This is a genomic window from Pseudomonas sp. LB3P14, assembly GCF_054898045.1.
Genome location: NZ_CM142714.1, coordinates 3,815,697 through 3,829,889, shown reverse-complemented (window position 1 = coordinate 3,829,889; position 14,193 = coordinate 3,815,697). Strand labels below are relative to the sequence as shown.

Genomic DNA, 14,193 nt, shown 5'->3' with positions numbered 1-14,193 from the left:
GCCCTTTCTTTATAGACAGGCCAAGATTTTTATTTGTCGGCTGGCGTGTCATGGCGCGGCGGGCAATGTTTCAAAGAAAATTCGGAGCGAGATATGGCGGGTCATTCCAAGTGGGCGAACATCAAGCACCGCAAAGAACGTCAGGATGCCAAGAAGGGCAAGATTTTCACCAAGTGGATTCGTGAACTGACCGTTGCTGCCCGTCAGGGCGGTAGTGATCCGGGTTCCAACCCGCGTTTGCGTCTGGCGCTGGACAAGGCCCTTGGCGCGAACATGAGCCGCGACATCATTGATCGCGCGGTCGCCCGCGGTGCCGGTGCTGCCGACACCGACGACATGGTCGAACTGAGCTACGAAGGTTACGGCCCGGGTGGTGTCGCGGTGATGGTCGAGTGCATGACCGACAACCGCAATCGCACCGCAGCCGCTGTTCGCCATGCATTCAGCAAGTGCGGCGGTAACCTCGGGACGGACGGTTCGGTGGCTTATCTGTTTGAGCGCAAGGGGCAGATTTCCTTCGCGCCGGGCGTCGATGAAGACGCGCTGATGGAAGCGGCGATGGAAGCCGATGCCGATGACGTGGTGACCCACGAAGACGGGTCCATCGACGTGTTCACCTCGTTCGCGGGTTTCTACTCGGTGCGAAACGCCCTGGAAGCAGCCGGTTTCAAGGGTGATGACGCGGAAATCGTGATGCTGCCGACCACCAGTGCCGAGCTCGATCTGGAAGGCGCCGAGAAGGTTCTCAAGCTGATCGACATGCTTGAAGACCTGGATGATGTGCAGAACGTTTACTCCAATGCGGACATTCCTGAGTCGGTGGCCGCGCAGCTTGGTTGATTGATCTGCAATACTCTTGAAGCCGGAAGTGCAGGCCGTGATGATTTCACCGCCACGCACGTCCGGCTTCTGCCTTTACGCCGTGCAAGTGTTTGCCGGCGGGCATCATTTTTGAAGCTGCAGGCGTTATGACTTTAATTCTTGGTATCGACCCCGGTTCGCGCATTACCGGTTATGGCGTGGTGCGTGATACCGGGCGGGGTTGCGAGTACGTGGCGTCGGGCTGCATTCGCACTGGTTCCGGCGAGCTGCATGAACGCCTGCAAATCGTCTATCGCGGTGTGCGCGAAGTTATCCAGACTTACGGCCCGGTGACCATGGGCATCGAAAAGGTCTTCATGGCGCGTAACGCCGACTCTGCGCTGAAGCTTGGCCAGGCCCGCGGCGCCGCTATCGTTGCCGGCGCGGAAGAAAGCCTGGAAATCGCTGAGTACACCGCAACCCAGGTCAAGCAGGCGGTGACCGGAACCGGCGCGGCGAATAAAGAACAGGTACAGATGATGGTCATGCACATGCTGAAATTGACCAGCAAGCCGCAAATCGATGCCTCGGACGCCCTGGCCATTGCCATTTGCCATGCTCACACCCGTTCCAGCCTGTTGCCCCATGGTCTGGGCACGGCACGCAGTCGTGGCGGGCGCCTGCGTCTCTGATAGCATCAGCAATCATTTTTTATGGAATGAGGGTTTTGCGCCTGTGTCGTCGGCGCAAAACCCTTGCTCCGTCAGTCGCCAGCTGCTGAGCTGGCCAACGCTCAAGGATCTGAAACGTGATTGGACGCTTGCGCGGCACCCTGGCTGAGAAACAGCCGCCGCACCTGATTCTGGATGTAAACGGTCTGGGGTATGAGCTGGAGGTGCCCATGACCACGCTTTATCGCTTGCCGTCGGTCGGTGAACCGCTGACCTTGCACACCCATTTGGTCGTACGCGAAGACGCGCAGTTACTCTATGGCTTCTTCGGCAAGCGCGAGCGAGACTTTTTCCGCGAGTTGATCCGTCTCAATGGTGTAGGACCGAAATTGGCCCTGGCCCTGATGTCGAGCCTGGAAGTTGATGAACTGGTCCGCTGCGTGCAGTCCCAGGACACCTCGGCACTGACCAAGGTGCCGGGCGTGGGCAAGAAGACTGCCGAGCGTTTGCTGGTGGAACTCAAGGATCGCTTCAAGGCGTGGGAAACTGTGCCGGCGATGTTCGCCCTGGTGCCAAACCAGCCGGGTGCGCCAGATGCCGTTCCGGTCGCTACCGCCGAAAATGACGCGGTCAGCGCGCTGATCTCCCTGGGCTACAAGCCACAGGAGGCCAGCAAGGCGATTTCTGCGATCAAGGAGAAAGGTTTGAGCAGTGAAGACATGATTCGTCGTGCCCTGAAGGGAATGATCTAAGTGATTGAAGCTGATCGTCTGATTACCGCCACGCCTGGCCCTCGTGACCGCGAGGAAGTCCAGGACCGGGCGATTCGTCCTGTCAGCCTGGCCGAGTACATTGGCCAGCCGACCGTTCGCGAGCAAATGGAGTTGTTCATCCAGGCTGCCCGTGGGCGCAATGAATCCCTGGACCACACGCTGATTTTCGGCCCGCCGGGCCTGGGTAAAACCACCTTGGCCAACATCATCGCCCAGGAAATGGGCGTGTCGATCAAGAGCACCTCGGGTCCAGTGCTTGAGCGCCCGGGTGATCTGGCTGCGCTGTTGACCAATCTTGAGCCACACGACGTGCTGTTCATCGACGAAATCCATCGGCTCTCGCCGATCGTCGAAGAAGTGCTGTACCCGGCCATGGAAGATTTCCAGCTCGACATCATGATCGGCGAAGGGCCGGCCGCGCGCTCGATCAAGCTTGATCTGCCGCCGTTCACCCTGGTTGGCGCGACGACGCGGGCGGGGATGCTGACCAATCCGCTGCGCGACCGTTTCGGGATCGTCCAGCGCCTGGAGTTCTACAGCACCGCTGACCTGGCAACGATTGTCAGTCGTTCGGCGAATATCCTCGGCTTGCCGCTGGACCCGGAAGGCGCCTTCGAAATCGCCCGCCGTGCCCGTGGTACGCCGCGAATTGCCAACCGCTTGCTGCGCCGGGTTCGGGATTTCGCCGAAGTTCGCGCCCAAGGCCACATCACCAAGCCGATCGCCGATCTGGCCTTGAACCTGCTGGATGTCGATGAACGTGGCTTCGATCACCAGGATCGACGTCTGTTGTTGACCATGATCGAGAAGTTCGATGGCGGGCCGGTCGGAGTCGACAGCCTCGCCGCAGCCATCAGTGAAGAGCGCCACACCATTGAAGACGTGCTGGAGCCGTACCTGATCCAGCAGGGCTACATCATGCGTACGCCGCGAGGGCGGGTGGTGACCCGGCATGCGTACCTGCATTTCGGTTTAAACATTCCGACGCGTATGGGCGAGATGCCCGTGGTAGACGAGTTCCTCGATGCCGTGGACGATTAATAACCTTTGCGCGCTGATCTATTCGCAGTTTGTGCGGTCCTAGGACCGTGCTTTCGCCAGAAAGCCGTGAATCAATGAAAAACAGTTGCCTGGCCGGATTGGCAACCTGAGGAGTAAGCACTAGAGTATGCGCGCGCAAAACGGGCTTGAGCCTTTCGCACTTCGTTGTCGCGTTTATTACGAGGACACCGATGCGGGCGGCATCGTGTATTACGTTAATTACCTCAAGTTTATGGAACGGGCTCGAACCGAGCGGCTCCGGGAGCTGGGCTTTGCCCAATCGGCGCTTGCAGGGGAGGACCTGTTGTTCGTCGTGCATTCCAGCGAAGCGCGTTATCACGCGCCGGCGCGACTGGACGACGAGCTGCTGGTAAGCGCTGAAGTAATCGAATTGAACCGTGTCAGCCTGCGCTTCAAACAGCAAGTCAGGCGAGCTACGGATAATGCGCTGCTCTGCGAAGGGCAGTTTTTGGTGGCCTGTGTGCGCACTAACAGTTTGAAACCCCGGGCCATTCCCGAAGCTCTACGTGCGGCCTTTGCCGACGTGAGCGGCGCGGGTACACACTCAAAGCAGGAGATAAAGCGTGGAAGCTAACGTCGTCGACCATTCCTCCATGTGGAGCCTGGTCAGCAATGCCAGTATCGTGGTGCAACTGGTAATGCTGATCCTGGTAGCCGCATCGGTGACCTCATGGATCATGATCTTTCAGCGCAGCAACCTGCTGCGCGCGGGTCGACGTGCCCTGGAGAGCTTTGAAGAGCGCTTCTGGTCGGGTATCGACCTGTCCAAACTCTACCGTCAGGCCGGCAGCAACCCTGATCCGGATTCGGGCGTTGAGCAGATCTTCCGTGCCGGTTTCAAGGAGTTCTCCCGTCTGCGCCAGCAGTCAGGTGTTGACCCGGAAGCGGTCATGGAAGGCGTAGCCCGTGCCATGCGCGTCGCCATTTCCCGCGAAGAAGAAAAGCTCGAGCAGAGCCTGCCGTTCCTCGCCACCGTCGGTTCCGTCAGCCCGTACATCGGTCTGTTCGGTACAGTCTGGGGCATCATGAACTCCTTCCGTGGCCTGGCCGCTGCCCAGCAAGCGACCCTGGCCACTGTGGCTCCGGGTATTGCCGAAGCACTGATCGCCACCGCGATCGGCCTGTTCGCCGCCATCCCGGCCGTTATCGCTTACAACCGTTTTGCTGCTCGCAGCGAAACCTTGCTGGGCCGTTACTACACCTTCGCCGATGAATTCCAGGCGATCCTGCACCGCAAAGTGCACACCAGCGAAGAATAAGCAGGTAATTTCCAATGGCTTTAATCGCTCGAGCTCGCAAAAAGCGCAAGCCGGTTGCCGAGATGAACGTGGTGCCTTACATCGACGTGATGCTGGTGCTGCTGGTTATCTTCATGGTGACCGCTCCGATGCTCAATCAGGGCGTGAAAGTTGATCTGCCCAAGGTTTCCAGCGAAGCCTTGCCGCAGGACAACAACACTCAGGTCCTGACCATTTCGATCAAGGCTGACAAGACCTACTACTGGAACCTTGGCAGCGAAGTCGATACTGATAAACAGCAGGACAAGGCCATGACCTTGCCGCAAATGACCGACGCCGTGAAAAAGATTATCGACGCCGGCAACGGTAACGGTAAGCGCACCCAGGTCTTCATTCGCGGCGACAAGACCGTCGATTACGGTTCCGTCATGGGTGCCATGGGCGGATTGCAGAAAGCCGGGGTCGGTAATGTTGGCTTGATTACCGAGGCACCCTGATGCAGCAAATGCGAGAGCCGTCCGCCTCGGAAAGCTACTTCTGGCCTAGTGTCCTGGCGATTGTCCTGCACGTGCTGGTGTTCGGCATGCTGTTCGTCAGTTTCGCCTTCACACCGGAGCTGCCGCCTGCCAAGCCGATTGTCCAGGCGACCTTGTACCAGCTGAAATCGAAAAGTCGGGCGACCACCCAGACCAATCAGAAGATTGCGGGTGAGGCGCAGAAATCCGCTGCGCGCCAGACCGAAGTCGAACAGATGGAACAGAAAAAGATCGAGCAGGAAGCGATCAAGGCCGCGGAACAAAAGAAGGAAGATGCGGCTCAAAAAGCCGAAGAATCCAAGAAGGCCGACGAGACGAAGAAAGCGGACGAGGCAAAAAAGGCTGATGAAGCCAAGAAAGCCGATGAAGCGAAAAAGACCGCCGAAGCCAAAAAGGTCGAAGAGAAACAATTGGCTGATATAGCCAAGAAGAAGTCTGAAGAAGAAGCCAAGAAAGCAGCTGAGGAAGAGGCCAAGAAAGCGGCCGCTGAAGAAGCGAAGAAAAAAATCGTCGAAGACGCGAAGAAGAAAGCCGCGGAAGACGCCAAGAAGAAATCTGAAGCTGAAGACGCGAAGAAGAAAGTCGCCGAAGACGCGAAGAAGAAAGCTGCTGCCGATGCTGCGAAGAAAAAATCGCAGGAAGCGGCGCGTAAATCCGCCGAAGACAAAAAGGCTCAGGCCCTGGCAGATTTGCTTTCCGACACGCCTCAGCGTCAGCAGGCCTTGGCGGATGAGCAAGGTGATGAAGTCGCGGGTAACTTCGACGATCTGATTCGCTCACGCGCTTCTGAAGGTTGGGCGCAGCCACCGTCGGCCCGCAAGGGCATGAAAGTGATCCTGCAAATCAACATGCTGCCTGACGGAACGATCTCCGGAGTCTCGGTTGCCCGTTCCAGCGGTGATGTACCGTTCGACAGTTCAGCGGTAGCGGCAGTAAAAAATATTGGTCGTTTGACCGAAATGCAGGGTCTGAAGCCAGCTGATTTCGCACCCTATCGTTCATTCAAGATGACATTCACACCTGAGGATCTAGCCTTGTGAGAAACCTTCTTCGAGGACTGCTTGTAGTCATGTTCTGCTTTGCAGGCCTGGCCACCGCAGATGAAAAAAATATCCTGGTAAGCAGTGGTAGCTCCCAGGCAACGCCGATTGCTGTAGTACCGTTCGGCTTCCAGGGCGGCACCGTATTGCCGGACGACATGGCCGAAATTATCGGTAATGACCTGCGCAACTCGGGTTACTACGCGCCGATTCCAAAGCAGAACATGATCAGCCAGCCGAGCCAGGCCAGCGAAATCATTTTCCGTGACTGGAAGGCTGTTGGCGCCCAGTACATTATGGTCGGCAGTATCGTTCCAGCGGGCGGTCGCCTGCAGGTTCAATACGCTCTGTTCAACGTCGCCACCGAGCAGCAAGTGCTGACCGGCAGCGTATCGGGCAGCGTCGATCAACTGCGCGACATGTCGCACTACATCGCCGACCAGTCGTTCGAAAAACTCACCGGTATCAAAGGTGCGTTCTCGACACGTCTGCTGTACGTGACGGCCGAGCGTTTCTCCGAGAAGAACACGCGCTACACGCTGCAACGTTCGGACTATGACGGTGCCCGCGCTGTGACCCTGCTGCAATCGCGCGAGCCGATCCTGTCGCCGCGTTTCGCACCGGACGGCAAGCGCATCGCTTATGTCTCGTTCGAGCAGAAGCGTCCGCGTATTTTCATGCAGAACATCGACACCGGTCGCCGTGAGCAGATCACCAACTTCGAAGGCCTGAATGGCGCGCCAGCATGGTCGCCGGATGGTCAGCGTCTGGCGTTCGTGTTGTCGAAAGACGGTAACCCTGACATCTATGTGATGAGCCTGGGTTCGCGTCAGATCACTCGCGTTACCAACGGTCCTGGCATCAACACCGAACCGTTTTGGGGTAAAGATGGTTCGACCATCTACTTCACCTCGGACCGTGGCGGCAAGCCACAGATCTATAAAACCAGCGTCGGTGGTGGCGGTGCGGAACGTGTGACCTTTATCGGTAACTACAACGCCAACCCTAAGCTTTCGGCTGACGAAAAGACCCTGGTGATGATTCACCGTCAGGATGGCTTCACTAATTTCAAGGTGGCGGCCCAGGATTTGCAGCGCGGAAGCGTAAAAATCCTCACTGATAGCACTCTGGACGAGTCGCCTACTGTTGCGCCCAACGGCACCATGGTAATCTACGCCACCCGCCAGCAGGGCCGGGGAGTCTTGATGCTCGTGTCCATTAATGGGCGCGTAAGGCTCCCGCTTCCTACCGCACAAGGCGAAGTCAGAGAACCTTCCTGGTCCCCTTACCTGAACTGACGCGGCGCTACACGTTGTACTTAACACACTGGGGTTCATTAGGAGTTTCACGATGGAAATGCTGAAGTTTGGTAAATTTGCTGCGCTGGCTCTGGCCATGGCTGTAGCTGTAGGTTGCTCGTCCAAAGGCGGCGACAACGCCGGTGAAGGCGCTGTTGATCCAAACGCTGGTTACGGCGCTAACACTGGTGCTGTTGACGGCTCCCTGAGCGAAGAAGCTGCTCTGCGCGCAATCACCACCTTCTACTTCGAATACGACAGCTCGGACCTGAAGCCAGAAGCCATGCGCGCTCTGGACGTTCACGCCAAAGACCTGAAAGCAAACGGCGCTCGCGTTGTTCTGGAAGGCAACACCGACGAACGTGGTACTCGTGAGTACAACATGGCACTGGGCGAGCGTCGTGCGAAAGCCGTTCAGCGTTACCTGGTACTGCAAGGTGTTTCCCCAGCTCAGCTGGAACTGGTTTCCTACGGCGAAGAGCGTCCAGTTGCTACCGGCAACGACGAGCAGTCCTGGGCTCAAAACCGTCGCGTCGAACTGCGTAAGTAATTCGTCATGCGAACGTGCCGTCGTGCTGTAACTGTTTTGGCTCTCAGCCTCGCACCGCTTGCGGTGTGGGCTGCGGTTCCTGTGGTCGATAACGACTCCGGCTATAACAATAGCGGGACTAGTAATCCGCCTGCGGGTTACGGTACGAACGGCGCCTATGCCGGGGGAGGGGTTTCGGCCCCTGTCTCGGCACAGGGCGAGCTGTTCAACCAACTGCAATCGATGCAGGAGCAGATCTCGCGCCAACAAGGCATCATCGAAGTTCTGCAAAATGATGTAGCGCGCATGAAGCAAGAGAACCTGGAGCGATATCAGGATCTTGATCGGCGCATAGGAACCGGCGTTGCACCAGCCGCGACTCCTGATAATTCTTCCACCGGTGGCAGTTTGAATGCCCCCGGTGCAGCAGCAGGCGCGGGTGCCGGAGCGGCAGCCGCTGCCACTTCCACACAAGCGCCTGCCGCGGGTAGCGAGCCGGCTGATCCAGCGAAGGAAAAACTGTATTACGATGCAGCCTTCGACTTGATCAAAGCCAAGGATTTCGACAAGGCCAGTCAGGCGTTTGCCGCATTTCTGCGCAAGTATCCGAACAGCCAGTACGCGGGTAATGCTCAGTACTGGTTGGGCGAAGTGAACCTGGCCAAAGGCGATCTGCAAGGTGCAGGTCAGGCATTTGCCAAGGTTTCGCAGCTATACCCCAAGCATCCCAAAGTGCCTGATTCGCTGTACAAGCTGGCTGATGTAGAGCGCCGCCTCGGTCACACCGACAGGGTCAAAGGCATTCTGCAACAGGTCGTGTCGCAATACCCGGGCACTTCCGCTGCTCAGTTGGCTCAGCGTGATCTGCAGAAAATGTAAGGCTGCTTGACCTGTTTCGAAGAAACCCGCGCTTGTCGCGGGTTTTTTCGTTAGAATTCACGCCCTTTTTATGAAACACGCTTTTTGGGATCTACGCGGTGGCGGGGTTCCTTGAAGTGCCTGACGGAGGCGGACAGCCTGTTTAGCTGTTATGCCCGTGGCGACTATGCAAGACACATTGAGAATCACCGAAGTTTTCTACTCGTTGCAGGGTGAAACGCGGACTGCCGGGCTGCCCACTGTTTTTGTGCGCCTGACCGGTTGCCCGTTGCGTTGCCAATACTGCGACAGCGCCTACGCGTTCACCGGCGGCACCCTTCGCCCGCTCGATGACATCATCGAGCAAGTGGCCGGTTTTCGTCCGCGCTACGTCTGTGTCACGGGCGGCGAGCCCCTGGCGCAACCCAACGCCATCCCATTGCTCAAGCAGTTGTGTGACGCCGGTTATGAGGTCTCGCTGGAAACCAGCGGTGCCCTGGATATCTCGGCGGTCGATCCACGGGTCAGTCGCGTTGTCGACCTGAAAACCCCGGGTTCGAAAGAAGCCCACCGCAACCGCTACGAGAACATCGAACTGCTCACGCGCAACGATCAGGTGAAGTTTGTCATCTGCTCGCGGGAAGACTACGACTGGGCCGTGTCCAAGCTGATCCAGTACGGTCTGGATCAGCGTGCCGGCGAAGTCCTGTTCTCGCCAAGTCACCATGACCTCAATGCTCGGGACCTGGCTGACTGGGTGGTGGCGGACAACCTGCCAGTGCGTCTGCAATTGCAGTTGCATAAATATCTTTGGAATGACGAGCCGGGGCGCTGAAATGACTGAACAACTGAACACTGTGGAAAAGCGTGCGGTCATCCTGTTGTCCGGCGGCCTGGACTCGGCGACCGTCGTGGCGATGGCCCGTGCTGAAGGCTACAGCTGCTACACCATGAGCTTCGATTACGGTCAGCGTCATCGTGCTGAACTGCATGCCGCCGAGCGCGTTGCTCGTGACTTGGGTGTGGTCGAGCACAAGGTGATCGGTTTGAACCTGAACGGCATCGGCGGTTCGGCACTGACTGATAGCTCCATTGATGTGCCGGAAACACCGAGTGAAGGTATTCCGGTGACTTACGTGCCAGCGCGCAACACGGTGTTTCTGTCCCTCGCGTTGGGCTGGGCTGAAGTGCTCGGCGCGCGTGACATCTTTATTGGTGTGAACGCGGTGGATTACTCCGGTTACCCGGATTGCCGTCCCGAGTTCGTCGAAGCGTTCGAGCGCATGGCCAATCTGGCGACCAAGGCCGGTGTAGAAGGGAATGGCTTCCGTATTCAGGCGCCATTGCAGAACATGAGCAAGGCGCAGATCGTCCAGGCAGGCGTGAAGCTGGGCGTCGATTACGGGCTGACAGTTTCCTGCTATCAGGCCGACGATAACGGCCGTGCGTGCGGTAAATGCGACAGCTGCCGACTGCGTGCAGAAGGCTTTGCGGCGGCCGGAATCAGCGACCCAACACCTTATTTTTGATTTATTTCAAATTAGGTGTTGAATAGTCCTTAAAAATCAGTATTATACGCGCCACCACACAGCGGGTCGTTAGCTCAGTTGGTAGAGCAGTTGGCTTTTAACCAATTGGTCGTAGGTTCGAATCCCACACGACCCACCATTTTTGTAGCAGTTTTAAAAGTCTGGAAGGCCCACGCAAGTGAGGATTTCCGGATTTTTTTTTGCCCGCGATTTGAGCTCACCCAGTTCCGGGCTGCAACCCGTGACGCAGGTCAGAATCATCTTTTGCATCCACTGGATATTCTGTAGCCTTGCGCAGCTTCAACGTTGTCCGTGCCTGATGATACTCACTTTCCCGGCGGTACCCTGAAGGGTCCGGAGCCGGGTGTATACTCGACTTTCGCGCGAAAGCGCCTGCAGGTCTTGCGAACATGACGCAGATTTCCGAACGCCTTCTAGTTCAAGCCCACCTTGACGCCAAGCAGCCCAAGCCGCTGACTGCCGAGGAGGAAGCTTATTACCGTGCCGCCATTGCTGCCGAGCTCAAGGCTCAGGACGCGGTGCTGGTTGCTCACTTCTATTGCGATCCGGTGATTCAGGCCCTGGCCGAAGAAACCGGTGGTTGCGTCTCCGACTCGCTGGAGATGGCCCGCTTCGGTAGCGCTCACCCGGCCAAGACCGTAGTGGTCGCCGGTGTGAAGTTCATGGGCGAGACCGCCAAAATCCTCAACCCTGAAAAACGCATCCTGATGCCAACTCTGGAAGCGACCTGCTCGCTGGACCTGGGTTGCCCGGTGGACGAGTTCTCGGCGTTCTGTGATCAGCACCCGGAACGTACCGTGGTGGTGTATGCCAACACTTCGGCAGCGGTCAAAGCCCGGGCGGATTGGGTGGTGACTTCAAGCTGCGCGCTGGAGATCGTAGAAAGCCTGATGGATAACGGCGAAACCATCATTTGGGGCCCGGACAAACACTTGGGCACCTACATCCAGCGCCAGACCGGCGCGGACATGCTGCTGTGGGACGGTGCCTGCATCGTTCACGAAGAGTTCAAGTCCAAACAGCTCGAAGACATGAAGGCGCTGTACCCGGACGCAGCGGTTCTGGTGCATCCGGAGTCGCCAACGTCGGTGATCGAGTTGGCGGATGCCGTCGGCTCCACCAGTCAGTTGATTGCGGCAGCGCAGAGCCTGCCAAACAAGACCCTGATCGTCGCCACCGATCGCGGCATCTTCTACAAGATGCAGCAGCTGTGCCCGGACAAGGTCTTCATCGAAGCGCCAACGGCCGGTAATGGCGCAGCGTGCCGCAGCTGCGCACATTGCCCGTGGATGGCGATGAACACCCTTGAGCGCCTGCTGAAGAGCTTGAAGGAGGGGGCGAATGAGATCTTTGTCGATCGGGCGTTGATTCCGCAGGCGATTCGGCCGCTCAAACGCATGCTCGACTTTACCCAGGCTGCGCGGATGAAGCTGGCCGGTAATGCCTGATCGTCGGCAGTGAGCAAAAAAACGCCCCGATCTGATCGGGGCGTTTTTGCATCTGGCGGATTACTTGGTTTTCTTCGGAATCCGTACCAGCTGGGTATTGGAATACATGTCATGCCAGCTACGTTTCTGTTTATCGAACAGCGACCAGATGAACCCCAGCCCAACGCACAACAGCGACGCAATCGACACCACAAAGCGCAACAGCGCCTGCCACAGACTGATGGATGAGCCGTCGGTGTTTTGTACGCGAATGCACCACACCTGCATGCCGAGCGTCTGACCGGACCAGGTCCAGAACTTGGCGAAGAAGCCGAACAGCACAAACAGCAGCACCGTTGACAGCAATGGATCGCCATCCAGTGCGCCGGCCTCGGTCAAGGTGCGCATTTTGTCTTCGCCGATGATTGCCATCTGGATCATCTTGTAAATGCCGCTGGTGACAATCAGCAGAGCAGTACACAACAAGAAGTCATAGAACATCGCTGCCAGGCGACGACCCAGGGTGGCGGCGGGGAAGTCGCCCTGGGGTTTGAGCAGGTGTTTCGACATGGCAGCCTCTGGACGGAAAAAAGAAGCCATTTTACGGATTTACGCGCACAAAAAAGCCCCTGATGTCAGCATCAGGGGCTTTTTCGTAACAGAAGATTAGGCTTCTGCTTGTACTTCGTCAGCCTGCATGCCTTTCTGGCCTTGCACAGCAACGAACGTCACTTTTTGGCCTTCTTTCAGGCTCTTGAAGCCGTTGCCCTGAATAGCGCGGAAATGCACGAACAGATCCGGACCGCTTTCTGGAGTGATAAAACCAAAACCTTTCTCGTCGTTAAACCACTTGACGGTACCGCTCTGACGTGTGGACATTTCTTATTCCTTTGACGCAAAAATTAATGACAGCCTCCTTCTTGTGAAAGAGTACTGGGGCTGGTTGCAGGAGAGTAAGAAGACGTCGAACGGGATGTAGCTAACTTGTAGGCTACTGCCCAGGTCACGATTCCAAGCGACCCATGCAAACACAGTGAACAAACTCTACGCCAACTTCGGGAGAAAAAACAAGCCCTGTGGAGGGCCCGTATTTGCTCGTGTCGGTGCGTTTCTGTCGCAACTAGTGCGGGCTTATGCGATAGCGGTGTTCAATTGTTTTCGATTGTTATATGCAACGTTCATAAACGAAGCTTACGGTAAAGTGATGCACTGTTTCATGGCGGTTGCGTTACACATTAGTGCACTGTTAACGCAATCGCGTTACTTATAGAAACAGTCAATCAGCCGCGGTAGTAGCGTTGTGGAACAAATGGCATTTTGCTTACAAGCAAAGGCACCTTTTTCCCACGAACAATCGCCCATACCGGCGTCTCGAGAGCGATGTAAGCGCTGTCGACGTAACCCATCGCCAACGGGCCGCCCAGCGTCGGACCGAAACCGCCACTGCAAACTGCACCAATGATGTCGCCTGCTTCATTGACGATTTCTGCACCTTCGCGCACCGGCGTGCGTTCCTGAGGCAACAGGCCAACGCGCTTGCGGCTGACACCGGCTTGTTGCTGTCCGAACACGGTTTCAGCACCAGGGAAGCCGCCCGCACGTGCGCCATCAGCGCGGCGAGGCTTGGAAATGGCCCACAGCAGGCTTGCTTCGATCGGCGTAGTTTCGGTGTTCATGTCGTGGCCGTAGAGGCACAGGCCGGCTTCCAGGCGCAGGGAGTCGCGAGCACCAAGGCCGATGGCCGCCACTTCAGGCTCGGCCAGCAGGGCGCGAGCCAGGGCTTCGGCGTTGGCGGCTGGTACGGAGATTTCAAAACCGTCTTCACCGGTGTAGCCCGAACGGCTGACAAAACACTCCACGCCCAGCAGCTTCACGCGGGCGAACTGCATGAAGGTCATCTTCGCCACTTCAGGGGCCAGGCGTGCAAGTACGGTGACCGCGGCCGGACCTTGCAGCGCCAGCAACGCACGTTCTTCGAACAGCGGTTCGATGGAGCACTGGTCGCCGATGTGTTTGCGCAAATGCGCCAGGTCCTGATCCTTGCAGGCGGCGTTGACCACCAGGAACAGTTCGTCGTTCCCCAGGTTGGCGACCATCAGGTCGTCGAGGATGCCACCGGTTTCGTTGGTGAACATCGCATAGCGCTGCATGCCCACCGGCAGGTCGATGATGTCCACCGGCACCAGGGTTTCCAGCGCCTTGGCGGCATTGGCGCCGGTCAATCGGATCTGGCCCATGTGCGAGACATCGAACAGCCCGGCCTGATCACGGGTGTGCTGGTGTTCTTTCATCACGCCCAGCGGGTATTGCACCGGCATGTCATAGCCGGCAAACGGCACCATGCGGGCGCCGAGTTCGATGTGCAGTGCGTGCAACGGGGTTTTCAACAGTTGTTCGGTGGACATATCCA

17 protein-coding genes and 1 tRNA gene are annotated in these 14,193 nt (G+C 57.5%); 15 read left to right on the top strand and 3 right to left on the bottom strand.

The window, feature by feature from the left end:
• Positions 1–93 precede the first annotated feature (93 nt).
• From ACYZT5_RS17820 to nadA, 15 genes are all read left to right on the top strand, one after another.
• Positions 94–840, top strand: a complete 747-nt coding sequence (locus tag ACYZT5_RS17820; RefSeq protein ID WP_283181444.1) for a YebC/PmpR family DNA-binding transcriptional regulator — start codon at positions 94–96, stop codon at positions 838–840.
• Between the two features lie 128 nt (positions 841–968).
• Positions 969–1,493 carry a crossover junction endodeoxyribonuclease RuvC gene (ruvC, locus tag ACYZT5_RS17815; RefSeq protein WP_462046724.1) on the top strand — a complete coding sequence of 175 codons (525 nt, stop codon included), beginning with the start codon at positions 969–971 and terminating at the stop codon, positions 1,491–1,493.
• A gap of 116 nt (positions 1,494–1,609) precedes the next feature.
• Positions 1,610–2,224 carry a Holliday junction branch migration protein RuvA gene (gene ruvA / locus ACYZT5_RS17810; RefSeq protein WP_462046723.1) on the top strand — a complete coding sequence of 205 codons (615 nt, stop codon included), beginning with the start codon at positions 1,610–1,612 and terminating at the stop codon, positions 2,222–2,224.
• Entirely contained in the window at positions 2,225–3,286 is a 1,062-nt protein-coding gene (ruvB, locus tag ACYZT5_RS17805; RefSeq protein ID WP_462046722.1) for a Holliday junction branch migration DNA helicase RuvB, read from the top strand.
• A 127-nt stretch (positions 3,287–3,413) separates the two neighbouring features.
• Positions 3,414–3,881, top strand: coding sequence for a tol-pal system-associated acyl-CoA thioesterase (ybgC, locus tag ACYZT5_RS17800; RefSeq protein ID WP_462046721.1), 468 nt, complete (start codon positions 3,414–3,416; stop codon positions 3,879–3,881).
• The gene (tolQ, locus tag ACYZT5_RS17795; RefSeq protein ID WP_462046720.1) at positions 3,871–4,566 is read left to right on the top strand and encodes a protein TolQ; all 696 of its coding nucleotides are present in this window, start codon (positions 3,871–3,873) and stop codon (positions 4,564–4,566) included. The genes ybgC and tolQ overlap by 11 nt, the downstream gene beginning before the upstream one ends.
• A 23-nt stretch (positions 4,567–4,589) precedes the next feature.
• A complete protein-coding gene (gene tolR / locus ACYZT5_RS17790) occupies positions 4,590–5,042 on the top strand; it encodes a protein TolR (RefSeq protein ID WP_305506911.1) in 453 nt (150 codons plus the stop codon).
• A complete protein-coding gene (gene tolA / locus ACYZT5_RS17785) occupies positions 5,042–6,121 on the top strand; it encodes a cell envelope integrity protein TolA (RefSeq protein ID WP_462046719.1) in 1,080 nt (359 codons plus the stop codon). Before tolR ends, tolA begins: the two co-directional genes overlap by 1 nt.
• Before the next feature lie 29 nt (positions 6,122–6,150).
• Positions 6,151–7,419, top strand: a complete 1,269-nt coding sequence (tolB, locus tag ACYZT5_RS17780) for a Tol-Pal system beta propeller repeat protein TolB (RefSeq protein WP_462046718.1) — start codon at positions 6,151–6,153, stop codon at positions 7,417–7,419.
• A gap of 52 nt (positions 7,420–7,471) precedes the next feature.
• The gene (pal, locus tag ACYZT5_RS17775; protein ID WP_003178634.1) at positions 7,472–7,969 is read left to right on the top strand and encodes a peptidoglycan-associated lipoprotein Pal; all 498 of its coding nucleotides are present in this window, start codon (positions 7,472–7,474) and stop codon (positions 7,967–7,969) included.
• Positions 7,970–7,975: 6 nt separating this feature from the next.
• Complete coding sequence (ybgF, locus tag ACYZT5_RS17770; RefSeq protein WP_462046717.1) at positions 7,976–8,827, top strand: tol-pal system protein YbgF; 852 nt, start codon at positions 7,976–7,978, stop codon at positions 8,825–8,827.
• 166 nt (positions 8,828–8,993) lie between these two features.
• Positions 8,994–9,641 (top strand): 7-carboxy-7-deazaguanine synthase QueE, encoded by a 648-nt coding sequence (queE, locus tag ACYZT5_RS17765; protein WP_462046716.1) that lies wholly within the window; start codon positions 8,994–8,996, stop codon positions 9,639–9,641.
• Between the two features lies 1 nt (position 9,642).
• Positions 9,643–10,335: a 7-cyano-7-deazaguanine synthase QueC gene (gene queC, locus ACYZT5_RS17760; protein ID WP_462046715.1), complete on the top strand. Its 693-nt coding sequence runs from the start codon at positions 9,643–9,645 to the stop codon at positions 10,333–10,335.
• Between the two features lie 63 nt (positions 10,336–10,398).
• A tRNA-Lys gene (locus ACYZT5_RS17755) sits at positions 10,399–10,474 on the top strand.
• Positions 10,475–10,745: 271 nt separating this feature from the next.
• The gene (nadA, locus tag ACYZT5_RS17750; protein WP_462046714.1) at positions 10,746–11,804 is read left to right on the top strand and encodes a quinolinate synthase NadA; all 1,059 of its coding nucleotides are present in this window, start codon (positions 10,746–10,748) and stop codon (positions 11,802–11,804) included.
• A gap of 60 nt (positions 11,805–11,864) precedes the next feature.
• Here nadA and ACYZT5_RS17745 read toward each other — a convergent pair whose 3' ends face one another.
• The 3 genes from ACYZT5_RS17745 to gcvT form a co-directional block, all read right to left on the bottom strand.
• Positions 11,865–12,353 (bottom strand): RDD family protein, encoded by a 489-nt coding sequence (locus ACYZT5_RS17745; RefSeq protein ID WP_462046713.1) that lies wholly within the window; start codon positions 12,351–12,353, stop codon positions 11,865–11,867.
• A gap of 96 nt (positions 12,354–12,449) precedes the next feature.
• On the bottom strand, positions 12,450–12,662 hold the full coding sequence (locus tag ACYZT5_RS17740; protein ID WP_003227496.1) for a cold-shock protein: 213 nt from the start codon (positions 12,660–12,662) through the stop codon (positions 12,450–12,452).
• Between the two features lie 401 nt (positions 12,663–13,063).
• Positions 13,064–14,188 (bottom strand): glycine cleavage system aminomethyltransferase GcvT, encoded by a 1,125-nt coding sequence (gene gcvT / locus ACYZT5_RS17735; RefSeq protein ID WP_462046712.1) that lies wholly within the window; start codon positions 14,186–14,188, stop codon positions 13,064–13,066.
• Positions 14,189–14,193: the final 5 nt, after the last annotated feature.

What these genes read in the sequence shown, in the direction of transcription:
- queC (WP_462046715.1), top strand. Translation starts at nt 9,643, where the DNA reads ATGACTGAACAACTGAACACTGTGGAAAAGCGTGCGGTCATCCTGTTG.
- ACYZT5_RS17745 (WP_462046713.1), bottom strand. Translation starts at nt 12,353, where the DNA reads ATGTCGAAACACCTGCTCAAACCCCAGGGCGACTTCCCCGCCGCCACC.
- ACYZT5_RS17740 (WP_003227496.1), bottom strand. Translation starts at nt 12,662, where the DNA reads ATGTCCACACGTCAGAGCGGTACCGTCAAGTGGTTTAACGACGAGAAA.
- ACYZT5_RS17820 (WP_283181444.1), top strand. Translation starts at nt 94, where the DNA reads ATGGCGGGTCATTCCAAGTGGGCGAACATCAAGCACCGCAAAGAACGT.
- pal (WP_003178634.1), top strand. Translation starts at nt 7,472, where the DNA reads ATGGAAATGCTGAAGTTTGGTAAATTTGCTGCGCTGGCTCTGGCCATG.
- nadA (WP_462046714.1), top strand. Translation starts at nt 10,746, where the DNA reads ATGACGCAGATTTCCGAACGCCTTCTAGTTCAAGCCCACCTTGACGCC.
- gcvT (WP_462046712.1), bottom strand. Translation starts at nt 14,188, where the DNA reads ATGTCCACCGAACAACTGTTGAAAACCCCGTTGCACGCACTGCACATC.
- ybgF (WP_462046717.1), top strand. Translation starts at nt 7,976, where the DNA reads ATGCGAACGTGCCGTCGTGCTGTAACTGTTTTGGCTCTCAGCCTCGCA.
- ruvC (WP_462046724.1), top strand. Translation starts at nt 969, where the DNA reads ATGACTTTAATTCTTGGTATCGACCCCGGTTCGCGCATTACCGGTTAT.
- ybgC (WP_462046721.1), top strand. Translation starts at nt 3,414, where the DNA reads ATGCGCGCGCAAAACGGGCTTGAGCCTTTCGCACTTCGTTGTCGCGTT.
- queE (WP_462046716.1), top strand. Translation starts at nt 8,994, where the DNA reads ATGCAAGACACATTGAGAATCACCGAAGTTTTCTACTCGTTGCAGGGT.
- tolA (WP_462046719.1), top strand. Translation starts at nt 5,042, where the DNA reads ATGCAGCAAATGCGAGAGCCGTCCGCCTCGGAAAGCTACTTCTGGCCT.
- tolB (WP_462046718.1), top strand. Translation starts at nt 6,151, where the DNA reads ATGTTCTGCTTTGCAGGCCTGGCCACCGCAGATGAAAAAAATATCCTG.